The sequence below is a fragment of the Dactylosporangium sp. NPDC051484 genome, from assembly GCF_040689395.1.
In the GTDB taxonomy this organism is placed as follows: Bacteria; Actinomycetota; Actinomycetes; order Mycobacteriales; family Micromonosporaceae; genus Dactylosporangium.
Genome location: NZ_JBFAZX010000005.1, coordinates 335,800 through 348,278, shown reverse-complemented (window position 1 = coordinate 348,278; position 12,479 = coordinate 335,800). Strand labels below are relative to the sequence as shown.

The following is a 12,479-nucleotide window of genomic DNA, read 5'->3' as shown; positions in this document are numbered from 1 at the left end:
GGGCGATTCGAGTCCTGGCGACGATTGGGGAGACAGTGACATGAGCGAAGCCGTTGACCCCGACCTGACCGGCGACGCCCTCGCCACGGGCGAGCCCGACTCCGCGGCGGTGGTGCCGGCGCAGGCGGGCCCGCCCGCGCAGGAGCAGTCACGCCTGAACGAGCGGCTGGACGAGGCGGCCGAGAAGGTCACCACGTTCGCGGCGGGGGCGGCGGACAAGGTCGGGGAGTTCGCGTCCAACACCGCCGCCGCGTCCGGCCGGATCGCCTCGCAGGTGGTCGACCGCCTGCGCAACAACGCGGAGCTGGCCGCCGAGCGCGGCACCACGACGATCGCCGACGAGGTGGTCGAGAAGATCGCCGGCATCGCCGCGCGCGAGATTCCCGGTGTGTACGACCTGGGCGGCGACGTGGCCCGGGTCTTCGCCGCGGTGCGCGACCGGATCGGCCTGGGTGAGTCCGAGGGCGAGTCCTCCAACCGCGGTGTGTCCGTGCGCCTGGAGGGGCGCAACGCGGCGATCCGCATCACGCTCGTGATCGAGTACGGTTTCGTCGTGTACTCGGTCGCCGAGAAGGTCCGCACCAAGGTCATCGGCTCGGTGGAGAACCTGCTCGGACTTGAGGTGACCGCAGTGGACATCGTGGTCGACGACGTCCACTTCGACGACAAGCGCAAGGTCCACACGGGCAACGACGAGGCTCGCGCGGCCGACTACGCATAGGCCCCCGAAGCCGAAAGACCGCAGGCCCGCGCCCGAGACCGGATTCGCGGCGCGGGCTTAGCGATCGTTCAGGTGGCGTTAGCATCGAGTGTGACGGACCGACCCGCCGCACCCGAGGAGCGCCGACACCCATGGACGCCCACGACATCGCCGAGGGGCGGGCGCGCTGGCAACGCCGCTACGACGAGGCCAGCAAGCGCGACGCCGGCTTCACCACGCTCTCCGGCACCCGGCTCGAGCCGGTGTACGGGCCGCCCGAGGGCGCCGACGTGCCCGGGTTCGAGCGGATCGGCTGGCCGGGCGAGTATCCGTACACCCGGGGCCTGCACTCCACGGGATACCGCGGCCGCGCCTGGACCATCCGCCAGTTCTCCGGGTTCGGCAACGCGCGGCAGACCAACGAGCGGTACAAGATGTTGCTCCGCGCGGGTGGCGGCGGGCTCTCGGTGGCCTTCGACATGCCAACGCTGATGGGCCGCGACTGCGACGATCCGCAGTCGCAGGGCGAGGTCGGGCACTGCGGCGTCGCGATCGACTCCGCGGCCGACATGGACGTGCTGTTCGACGGCATCCCCCTGACCGGCGTCACCACCAGCATGACGATCTCCGGGCCCGCCGTCCCGGTCTTCTGCATGTACCTCGTGGCCGCCGAGCGCCAGGGCGCCGACCTCGGCCGGCTCGACGGGACCCTGCAGACCGACATCTTCAAGGAGTACATCGCCCAGAAGGAGTGGCTCTTCCCGCCCGAGCCGCACCTGCGCCTGATCGGCGACCTCATGGAGTACACCGGCCGGCACATCCCGCGGTACAAGCCGCTGTCGGTCTCGGGGTATCACATCCGGGAGGCCGGCGCGACCGCGGCGCAGGAGCTGGCGTTCACGCTCGCCGACGGCTTCGGCTACGTCGAGCTCGGCCGGTCCCGCGGCCTGGACGTCAACGCGTTCGCGCCGGGACTGAGCTTCTTCTTCGACGCGCACGTGGACTTCTTCGAGGAGATCGCCAAGTTTCGCGCCGCGCGGCGCATCTGGGCCCGCTGGATGCGCGAGGTCTACGGCGCGACCAGCGAGAAGGCGCTGTGGCTGCGGTTCCACACGCAGACGGCCGGGGTGTCGCTGACCGCGCAGCAGCCGTACAACAACGTGGTGCGCACCGCCGTCGAGGCGCTCGCCGCGGTGCTCGGCGGGACCAACTCGCTGCACACCAACGCGCTGGACGAGACGCTGGCGCTGCCGACCGACGAGGCGGCCGAGATCGCGTTGCGCACCCAGCAGGTGCTCATGGAGGAGACGGGGGTGGCGAACGTGGCCGACCCGCTGGGCGGGTCGTGGTTCGTCGAGGCGCTCACCGATCGCATCGAGGCCGAGGCCGAGGCGATCTTCGCCCGGATCCGTGACATGGGTGGCGACGGCACGATCACCAGCGGCATCCTGCGCGGCATCGAGGACGGCTGGTTCTCCTCCGAGATCGCCGACAGCGCGTTCGCCTACCAGCAGGCGTTGGAGACGGGCGACAAGCGTGTCGTCGGTGTCAACGTGCACACCGGATCGCTCACCCGTGACCTGGACATCCTGCGGGTCTCGCACGAGGTCGAGGCCGAGCAGAAACGGCTGCTCGCCGCTCGCCGCGCCGACCGGGACAACGTCGCGGTCAAGGAGCGGCTGGAGCGGATGGTCGCGGCGGCCCGCGGCGGCGACAACATGATCCCCCCGATGCTGGACGCGGCGCGGGCCGAGGCGACGCTGGGCGAGATCTGCGGCGCGCTCAGGGGGGAGTGGGGCGTCTACCGCGAGCCCGCACGATTCTGAAACATCGGGCGTTATCGAAACGCAACGCAATCCCGCAACCCGGCTTTCCTCGTGCTGGTCTTCCTAAGACGACCGGACCACGGGGGGAGGGGCATTGCTGGCTATCGTGCTCGCGGCGTTGCGAGCCCGGCGCGCACAGGCGTTCACGCTGCTTCTGCTCAGCACGCTGGCCGCGGCCGCCGTGGCGGCCGCACCTTGGTACGTGCTCGCCTCGACCGAGCGCATCGCCACCCGGCACGTCGAGACCGCGCCGATCCATGAGCGCTCGCTGGAGACGATCGGCGAGGGCCCCGTCGACGGCGGCTCCATCGAGGCCCAGCTGGCCGCCTCGGCCGACCAGACGCAGCGGATCGTCGGCCTGCCCGGCTTCACCACCTACACCGGGGCCTACGTCGCCGGCCAGACCGCCGCCGCCACCGCACCGCCGACCGGTGCCAAGCCGGGAGGCGCTCAGCCGGGCGGTGCCGGCGGCGAGCACAGCACCAACTCGCCCCTGGCCCTGCGCACCGGCGCCTGTTCACACGCGTCGATCGAGGGCGCCTGCCCCGCCGCCGACGGCGAGGTGATGGTCAGCTACCGCACCGCCCGCTTCCTGCGGGTCAAGGCCGGCGACACGCTGAGCTTCGCCAGCTCCGGCCTGCCCCACCCGCTGCAGCTCAAGGTCGTCGGCGTCTATCGCCCCGACGACAGCCTCGACCCGTTCTGGAGCAGCGACAACCAACTGCTGGCCGCCGCCCTGCCGACCGGCGCCCCGCCCGACATGACCGAGCCGGTCGACGACGCGCTGCTGACCGCGCCGGCCACGTTCGACAAGAGCCTCGCCACGGTGGCGGTGCGCACCATCGTCGACATGGTCGCCCAGCCGCAGTTGCTCGTCGATCACACGCCCAAGGAGGTGCGCGCGCGAATCGACGCCGCCTACGTCGAGGCCGCCAACAATCGACTGATGCTTTACACCGAGCTGCAGGCGACCACCAAAGGGGTCGCGCGGGACCGGTGGCTGGTCTCCCTCGGTGTGCAGGTCGGCGCCTTCCAGCTGCTCGTGCTGTGCTGGTTCGCGCTGTACCTCGCGGTGAAGTACACCGGAGAGGAGCGGCGCCCGGACATCGGGCTGCTGAAGCTGCGCGGCGCCACGCGCGGGCGCCTCTGGGCGCTGGTGAGCGGGCAGAGCGCCCTGCCGCTGGTGGCCGGCGCGGTGCTGGGTCTGCCCATCGGCTACGCGGCCGCCACCGCCGTCGCCGGGCGCATCCGCGACGCCGCGGTCAACGAGCAGGCCGCCGCCCTGTCCGCCGGCGCGGTCGCGCTGGCCGTGCTCGGCGCGCTGCTCGCCGCGCTGCTGGCCGAGCGCCGGGCGCTGTCCTCAAGCGTCGCCGAGCTGCTGCGCCAGGGCCGGGTGCGCAACCGCGTCTGGCGCGACCTGTTCGACCTGGTCCTCGTCGCGCTCGCGGTGGCCGCCGTCTACCAGGTCAAGCACCGCGCCTCGGGCGACGCAGCCGGCCTCGGGCTGCTCGCGCCGGGCCTGGCCGCCCTCGCCTTCGCGCTGGTCGCGGCCCGGCTCATCACCTTCACCGCGGGCCGGCTGGTCGAGGGTGCGCTGCGCCACGGCCGGGCCGCCCGCGCGCTCACCGCGATCTACCTGGCCCGCCGGCCCGGCGTGCACCGCCTGGCCGCGCTGATGATCGTCACCGTGGCGCTGCTGTGCACCTCCGCGCTGACCTGGGGCGCCGGGCGGGCCGAGGGCCGCACCCGGGCCGAGCTGGAGATCGGCGCCGACCGGGTGCTGAGCGTGCGGGCGGAGAACCGGCTCGCGCTGCTGGGCGCGGTGCGCGCGGCCGACCCCGGCGGCGCGCACGCGATGGCGGTGGTGCAGTCGCTGGTCTCGGGCTACGACCGGGTGCTGCTCGTGGACAGCCCGCGGCTGGCCAAGGTCGCGACCTGGCGCCCGGAGTACGGCGCGAGCGCCGCGCAGACCGCCGCCCTGCTGCACCCCGCCGCCCCGAAGCCGGTCATGGTCACCGGCGCCGAGCTGACCGTCGACTTCGCCACGCACTTCACCGTCACCGATCCGAGCCGCGTGGTGTACCTCGACGTCGTGCTCGCCGACCCGAAGGGCACCCGGCTCGCCGCCCGTGTCGGCCCGCTCGCCGAGGGGTCACAGGTGATCAAGGCCGCGGTGCCGGCCTGCGCGACCGCGCCCGGCTGCCGGCTCAGCTCGCTGCAGATCGTGCAGTCCACCACGCAGGAGAAGGTCTTCTTCCCGTCCCGCCCGGGCGTCGAGGTGACCCTGCACGGCATCACCCAGGCCGGCGGCCGGCCGGTGCTGAGCAAGGAGATGCTCGGCGACCGCACCAGGTGGCGGCTGGGGGCGAACGACAACCCACCCAACCTCATCGTCACCGCGGTCGGCGACGGGCTGCGGCTCACCGTCGCCCCGACGCGCTCCGGTGCCACCGACCCCGGCGTGTACCCGCTGGACACCCCGGGCCCGCTGGCCACCGTCCGGGCCACCCAGCGCCAGCCGCGGCTCGTCGGCGACCAGCGAATCACCTACGGCTCGCTGTCGATCTCCGAGACGGTCGCCGGCACCGCCCGTCTGCTGCCCCGGCTGGGAGAGAAGGGGGTGATCGCCGACCTGGAGTACGCCGACCGCCTCGGCGCCGACTTCGGCGCGGGCGAGTCGCTGCAGGTCTGGCTCAACGCCGGCGCCCCGCCCGACATCACGGACCGGCTCAAGGCGCAGGGTCTGATCGTGCTCGCAGAGGAGTCGATCGACGGCGTCGCCGGCCGATACGCCTCCTTCGGCCCGCCGCTCACCCTGCGGTTCATGCTGCTCTCGGCGATCGTCGGGCTGGCCCTGGCGGTCGGCTCGGTCTCCGTGGTCGTCGCCGTCGAGCGCCGGCCCCGCTCCCGCGAGCTCGGCGCGCTGCGGGTCCAGGGCGTTTCGGCGCGGCTGGCGCGGCGGGTGGGCGTCGAGGGGTACCTCGTGCTCGTCGGCGTGTCCCTGCTGCTCGGCCTGCTGCTGGCCGCCGTCATCCGCGCCTACGTCGGCGACGTCCTGCCCTACTTCGCCGACGGATGGAGAGTGCCGTGATCGGGCTGGTCCTGTCGATGGCGCGGGCCCGCTCCGGGCAGGCGCTCACCGCGTTCCTGCTGGCCATGTTCGCCATGGCGGCCGCGGTCAGCGCGCCGGTGTACTCCGCCATCGCCGACGCCGCCGTAGTGCGCAGCGGGGTGGCCGCCGCGCCGGTCACCGAGCGGGTCGTCCAGGTCCGGCGCATCACGCCGACGCCGACCGACCATGAATTCGAGAACCTGGTCCCACAGGTGTTCAACGGCGGGCCGTTCACGAGCGTGTACAGCACCGAGTACGACATCATGATCTTCCCGGCCGACCTGAAGCAGACGCAGCCGATCGCCCCGCGCTTCGTCTACCGCGACGACGCCTGCGCGCACCTGCGCTTCAGCGCCGGGCGCTGCTTCGTCAGCGAGTCCGAGGTCGTGCTGAGCACCGCGCAGGTCGAGCTGCTCAAGCTGCACATCGGCGACCCCGTCTCGGTCAGCTACACCACGTGGAACCCGACCACCGGCGAATACGACCAGGCTGGCCCGCGGGTCACGTTCACCCTGATCGGTGCCTACGACCCGATCAACCCGGCCGACCTGTACTGGTCCGACGCCGACTACTTCAACCCCTACCCCACCGCGCGGATGACCACCGAGCCCGTCTTCGCCTCCCGGCTGAGCATGGAGGCGATGCGGCACGGCAACGAGCGGCAGGCCTTCGACCTCGCCGTCGACTGGTCTTCGGTCGACCGCGACTCGTTCAACAGCGTTAACGCCGCCGTGAAGAGCGGCAGGGAGCAGCTGGCGGGGCTGACCGGCCACACGGTCGTGCAGACCGACCTGCCCGCCCTGACCAAGCGGATCAACGCCGACCGGGCGCTCGTCGCCGAGGTGGTTCCGGTTGCCGCGGTACCGCTGGTGCTCCTGTGCTGGTTCGTGCTGTTCATCGCCGTCGCCGCGGCCACCCAGGAGCGGCGGCTGGAGCTGGGCCTGCTGTCGCTGCGCGGTGTGAGCACCCCGCGGCGCTGGTGGCTCGCCGCCGGGGAGAGCGTCGTGGCCATCCTGGCCGGCGCCGCGGCCGGCTTCGTGCTCGGCCATTACCTGGTCCGGCTGGCCGCCTGGATGCTGCTGGGCAGCTCGGCCGGCGTGCCGCTGTCGGCCGGGCTCACCCGGTGGTCGCTGGCCGCACTGGTCGGCGCGCTGGGTGCTGCGGTGCTGGCCCAGCGGGCCGAGCTGGTCAAGCGAACCGTCGACCTGCTGCGCAACGTGCCCAGCCGGGCGTCGCGCTGGGGCGCGCCGGTCTTCGAGGTCGTCGTCGTGGTGCTCGCCGCCGTCTCCGTGGTGCAGTTGCGCCGCGGCGGCGACGGGCTGATCGGCTTCGCGCTGTTCGCCCCGTCGGCGATCGTGATCGCGGTGGCCCTGCTCGCCGCCCGCGCCGTGCTGCCCATCGCCGAGCGGGTCGGCCGACGGGCCCTGCGCCGCGGCCGGATCGGTCCGACGCTGGCCGCTTACGCGCTGACCCGCCGCCCCGGCACCCAGCGCGTCCTCGCCCTGTTCGTGGTCGCGCTCGGGCTCGTGGTCTTCGCCGCCACCGCGGCCAGTGCCTCCGCCGACGCCCGCGACCGGCGCATCCGGGTCGAGCTCGGCGCGCCCCGGGTGCTGTCCGTCGAGCCGCTGAGCCGGGCCGCGCTGCTGAGCAAGGTCCACCAGGTCGATCCGCAGGGGCAGTTCGCGATGGCCACCGCGGCGCTGCCGGTCTCCGACGACACCGCGGTGCCGCCGATGCTGGCGATCGACAGCGCGGCGCTGCCCAACGTCGCGCTGTGGGCGGACCGGTCGCTGTCCGCGCAGACCGCGCGCGACCTGCTCAGGCCGACGGTCGGGCGGCCCACCATCGAGGTGACGAACAAGGACCTGTCGCTGGACGCCACCATCGACTCGCTCGTCGACGGGTTCCGGGTGCGCTGGATCGCCGTCGTGGTGCCCCGCGACGGCTCCGGCGTCGGGCGGGTCGACCTCGGCGCGGTGCGGACCGGCCGGCAAACCTACACCCGCAACCTGCCCATGTGCGTGCGGACGTGCCGGCTCGCCGGGCTGGAGCTGGAGCAGCCCGAGAAGCGCGGCTTCGACGTGACCATGACGGTGCACAGCCTCACCCAGTCGGGCAAGACGATCGTCGATGAGGCGGGCTTCGCCGACACCGACGGCTGGCGCACCCCGGAGTCGCCCGGGTCGAAGCTGCTCGTGCCGACGCTCACCGCGGCCAAGGACGGGCTGCGGGCCGAGCTCACCAACTACAAAGGGGCCGACACCGCGGTACAGCTGCTGCCGACCGACGCCCCCTCGCCACTGCCGGTGATCATGGCCCGCACGGCCGGCGTCGGCGACCACATGACCGGCCTGGACAAGCGTCACCAGTCGATCACCATCGCCGGTGAGGTGGAGACGGTACCGAAGCTGGGCTACAAAGGCGGGCTGGTCGACCTCGACTACGCCGAGCGGCTCGCCCCTGACGGCGGCGAAGCGCTGTACCCACAGATCTTCCTCGGCCCGCGGGCCCCGGCCGACGTGATCGACCGGCTGCAGGCCCAGGGCCTGCGGGTCACCGGTGACCGCGCGTTCGGCCCGTTGCGCGCCGCGCTGGACGAGCAGGGGCCGGCTGTCGCGCTGCGCTTCCACGAGTTCGCCGCCGCCCTCGCGGCGGTGCTCGCGGCCGGCGCGCTGTGGCTGGTGGCGAGCCTGGAGCGGACGCGACGGGCCGGCGAGCTGCGGTCGCTGCGGACTCAGGGGGTGGCCCGCCGCGACGCCGGCGCGAACGGCTACCTGGTCCTGGTCGGCACCGCGGCGCTCATCGCCCCGTTCGCCGCCCTGGCCAGCTGGCTGCTGGTGCGGGAGTATCTGCCGGTGTTCTCCGCCGACGCGCAGGGCTTCCAGGCGTCGATCTGGCCCTCGCCCGGGCCGGTCGCGATCGCCTGGGGCGCGGCCGCGCTGCTGCTGGCCGCGGTGGCTGTGGTCGCCGGCGCCCGGCTGCGCGCCGCGACGGCGCGGGGGAGGCGATGACGCCGGTGCACACCAACGACGCGCGCATGTTGGCAACGGGCTCTGCGACGGCCGGTTCGATGATCGGGAAGGGGACGGAGACGCGATGAACGGATTGGCGGTCGCCTGCCGGCGGGTCGTGCACATCTACCGGGCCGAGGCCGGCGACGTGGTCGCGCTGGCCGGTGTGGACCTCTCGATCGGCCCGGGGGAGACGCTCGCGCTCGTAGGGCCGTCGGGTTCGGGCAAGTCGACGCTGATCGCGCTGCTCGCCGGGCTCATGCGCCCCTCGGCCGGCCGGGTCAACATCGGCACGTACGACATGGGCAAGCTCTCCGACGGTGAGATCGCCCGGCTGCGCGGCACCGAGATCGGCGTGGTGCTGCAGGGGGCGGCGCGCAACCTGCTGCCCTACGCGTCGCTGCACCGCAACATCTGGCTCGCCCAGCGGCGGGCCGCGCGCACCGAGGGCATCAAGCTCGACGACCCCGACCGCATCCTCGACCTGGTCGGCCTGCCAGGGCTCGGCCGTGCCCGCATCGACGAGCTCGCCCCCGGCGCCCGGCAGCGCGCCGCGCTCGCCGTCGGCATCGCCGCCGGCCCCGGGCTGCTGCTGGTCGACGAGCCCACGAGCCAGCTCGACACCCACGGCCGCGACGAGGTGCTCGAGGCGCTCGAGACCGTCAACCGCGAGCGCAACACGACGATCGTCGTGGTCACGCACGACAGCGAGGTCGGCACCCGCCTCGGCCGCGCAGTGACCATCCGCGATGGACGGGTCGGCGCCGAGGGGCGCGACGGCCAGGACTTCGCGGTGGTGGCGGGCGACGGCACGGTGCAGCTGCCGCCGGAGGTCCTCGGCGATTTCCCGCCTGGCACGCTGTTCACCGTCGAGCACATTGACGGTGCCGTCACGCTGGTGGTGGGTGGATCCGACCGGTCACTCGCGGCGGACCACCTGGGTCACGTGCAAAACTAGGGCCATGAGCGACCCACGCCAGTCTCAGTCGATCTTCAGCCGCGGGGCGGTGGACCTCGGCGCCCTGGCCCGCAGCAATGCGGCCGCAGCGCAGCGGGCCGCCCAACCGGACTCGCAACCGGCCTCGGGGGCACCAGCCGGCGCCAACGTGGTCGACGTCACCGAGGCGACGTTCCAGAACGACGTCATCCAGCGTTCGCTGACGGTGCCGGTCGTCATCGACTTCTACGTCGAGATGAGCGCGCCGCACCAGCAGTTCTCCCCGCTGCTGGCGAAGCTGGCCGCCGAGGGCGACGGTGCGTGGGTGCTCGCCCGGATCGACATTGAGGCCAACCCGCGTCTCGCGCAGATGTTCCGCATCCAGAACATCCCGTTCGTCGTCGCGATCGTGGGCGGGCAGCCGGTCGACGCGTTCAACCAGGTGCTGCCCGAGCAGCACCTGCGCCAGTGGATCGACGCCGTCCTCAAGGCCGCCGGGGTGGAGGTCGAGCAGCCCGAGGACCCGCGCCTGCTCGCCGCGGACGACGCCATGGCCGACGGTGATCTCGACGCCGCCGAGGCCGCCTACCGCAAGATCCTCAGCGAGACCCCGGCCGACGCCGTGGCCGAGTCCGGGCTGGCGCAGGTCGGGCTGCTGCGGCGCACCGAGGGCGTGGACATCGCCGGCGCGCTCGCCGCCGCGCAGGCCGCGCCCGGCGACCTCCCGGCGCAGCTGCTCGCCGCCGACGTCGAGGTCCTCACCGGCGAGGCCGACAAGGCGTACACGCGCCTGGTCGACCTCATCCGCCGCACGGCGGGCGACGACCGGGAGACCGTGCGCAAGCACCTGGTCTCGCTGTTCACCGTCGCCGGCCCCGACGACCCAGCGGTCGCCAAGGCCCGCCGGGCACTGGCGAGCGCGCTCTTCTGACGGCGGCCCGCCTTGCGCCGGATCGCCGTCGTCGACGCACCGAGCAACCTGGGGTTGCGGCCACCGACCGCCACCTCGGTGCCCGGCTGTGCCAAGGCGCCCGGCGCGCTGCGCGACCACAACCTGCTCGCCCGCCTCGGCGCGCGCGACGCGGGCTGCGTCACCCCGCCGCGGTATGACCCGGCGGGGTGGCAGCCCGGCGACGGCGTGGCCCAGGCGGCCGAGATCGCCGTCTTCGTCCGCCGCCTCGCCGACCGCATCGGCTCGATCCTCTCCGCGGGTGACTTCCCGCTGGTCCTCGGCGGCGACTGCTCGATCCTGCTCGGGGCCGGCCTGGCCATGCGTCGCTACCAGCCCGAGCTGGGCGGGCGCATCGGCCTGGTGTACATCGACGGCCACTCCGATTTCCGCCACGAGGGCAACGCCTCCTACGTGGGTGCCGCCGCGGGCGAGGCCCTGGCCCTCGCGACCGGCCGCGGCCAGGCCAACCTGTCCTCGATCGAGCAGCGCCGCCCGTATTTCCGCGACGTCGACGTGGCGCTGCTCGGCATCCGCACGCACGACGAGTACCGCCTGGACCTGCAGGCGGCCGGCATCGTCGCCCGGGCCGTGCCGGAGCTGCGCTCGGACGGCGCCGCCCGTTCGGCCCAGTGGGCACGCGACCAGCTCCGCGACTGCGCGGGCTTCTGGGTGCACATCGACGTCGACGTGCTCGACCCGGCGGTGATGCCGGCCGTCGACGCCCCGGACGTGGGTGGCATCGCCTACCGCGAGTTGGAGATCCTGCTCAGCGCGCTCGTCTGCGACCCGCGCTGCGTCGGCGCCCAGGTGACGGTCTTCGACCCGGACTACGACCCCGAAGGGCAATACGCGGCGGAAGTCGCCGATGTCCTCGTCGCCGGCCTTGAGCCGCTCATCACGTCCGCGGCCCTGGTCGCCGCTTCGCCCGACCCGGTGATCTCGGCCCCGCCGTTCGCGGCCCCGGTGTCCGCGCCACCGGTCTCGGCCCCGCCCCTGGCCATACCCCGCGCGCCGGCCTCGTTCGCGTCGCCCACCGCATCTCCGACCCCGTCCTCGGCCCCGGCGTCCGCGCCGCCTGGCGGGCCACCCTTGGCCCGGTCTTCGGCCTCGGTCTCCGAGCCGCCGGGCACGTCTTCCGGTCCGCTGGCCCCGTCCCCGGCCTCGGTCTCCGCGCCGCCGGGCACGTCTTCCGGCCCGCCGACGTCCACTCCGGCCTCGGTCTCCGCGCCGCCGTCCGTGGACATGCCGGATGCCGAGGCGTTCGCGCCACCCGCCTCCGCCACCTTCTTGGCACCCCTCGCTTCGCCTTTCGATTCGATCGACTATTCTTCCGACAATTCCGATAATTCCGGCGTTTCCGAAATTTCGGATAGCGGGCCAGGTGATGAATCGATCGGGGTCGAGGCTCTGGGCTCGGCGGCGACCGATACCCTGCGTGACGAGACCGACGAGGTCGTGCTCGGGGAGGCACTTGGTGCGGGCGCCGGGGTCGAACAGGTCGCGGACGACGAGGTCGCGGACGACGAGGTCGCGGACGACACGGGCGGCGAAGAGGATCTCGCGGTGTCGGGCGATCTCGACGCGGGCGAGCCGTGGGTCGTGGACGACGAGCCCGCCCAGGGCGAGGCACTGGATGACGAAAGCGTGGTCGAGCAGGACATGAACGAAGGAGTGGCCGGCGCCGGGGACATGGGCCTGGGGCTGATGCGGCCGCGGTCGAATCGGGCGGCCGCGCTGTCGCTCGACTCGCTGCCGCGCGACTCCATGGGGCCCGGCGGGCTGCGGCCGCGCGGCGGTGGTGGGTCGCCGTTTGTGCCGCCCCAGGGTATTCGCCGCCGTGGCGGGCCGGAGGCGCCCGAGTCGCCGCTGACCGACGTCGTGCCGGCGGCCCGGACCCCGGCCGAGGAGGACGAGCCCTCCGAGTAAACCAGGACTAACCCT

The 12,479-nt window shown here is 73.3% G+C and carries 6 protein-coding genes and 1 pseudogene; all 7 read left to right on the top strand.

Annotation, left to right across the window (positions count from 1 at the left end):
* Nucleotides 1–40: 40 nt before the first annotated feature.
* Nucleotides 41–721 (top strand): Asp23/Gls24 family envelope stress response protein, encoded by a 681-nt coding sequence (locus AB0367_RS12500; RefSeq protein WP_366226340.1) that lies wholly within the window; start codon nucleotides 41–43, stop codon nucleotides 719–721.
* A gap of 131 nt (nucleotides 722–852) precedes the next feature.
* Nucleotides 853–2,526, top strand: coding sequence for a methylmalonyl-CoA mutase family protein (locus AB0367_RS12495; protein ID WP_366226339.1), 1,674 nt, complete (start codon nucleotides 853–855; stop codon nucleotides 2,524–2,526).
* Nucleotides 2,527–2,620: 94 nt separating this feature from the next.
* Nucleotides 2,621–5,617 (top strand): ABC transporter permease, encoded by a 2,997-nt coding sequence (locus tag AB0367_RS12490; RefSeq protein WP_366226338.1) that lies wholly within the window; start codon nucleotides 2,621–2,623, stop codon nucleotides 5,615–5,617.
* A complete protein-coding gene (locus AB0367_RS12485) occupies nucleotides 5,614–8,649 on the top strand; it encodes an FtsX-like permease family protein (RefSeq protein WP_366226337.1) in 3,036 nt (1,011 codons plus the stop codon). The genes AB0367_RS12490 and AB0367_RS12485 overlap by 4 nt, the downstream gene beginning before the upstream one ends.
* An 85-nt stretch (nucleotides 8,650–8,734) precedes the next feature.
* A complete protein-coding gene (locus tag AB0367_RS12480) occupies nucleotides 8,735–9,607 on the top strand; it encodes an ATP-binding cassette domain-containing protein (protein ID WP_366226336.1) in 873 nt (290 codons plus the stop codon).
* Nucleotides 9,608–9,611: 4 nt separating this feature from the next.
* Nucleotides 9,612–10,517 (top strand): tetratricopeptide repeat protein, encoded by a 906-nt coding sequence (locus AB0367_RS12475; RefSeq protein ID WP_366226335.1) that lies wholly within the window; start codon nucleotides 9,612–9,614, stop codon nucleotides 10,515–10,517.
* 12 nt (nucleotides 10,518–10,529) lie between these two features.
* Nucleotides 10,530–11,717 (top strand): annotated as a pseudogene (locus AB0367_RS12470) (arginase family protein); the annotation flags it as partial.
* Nucleotides 11,718–12,479: the final 762 nt, after the last annotated feature.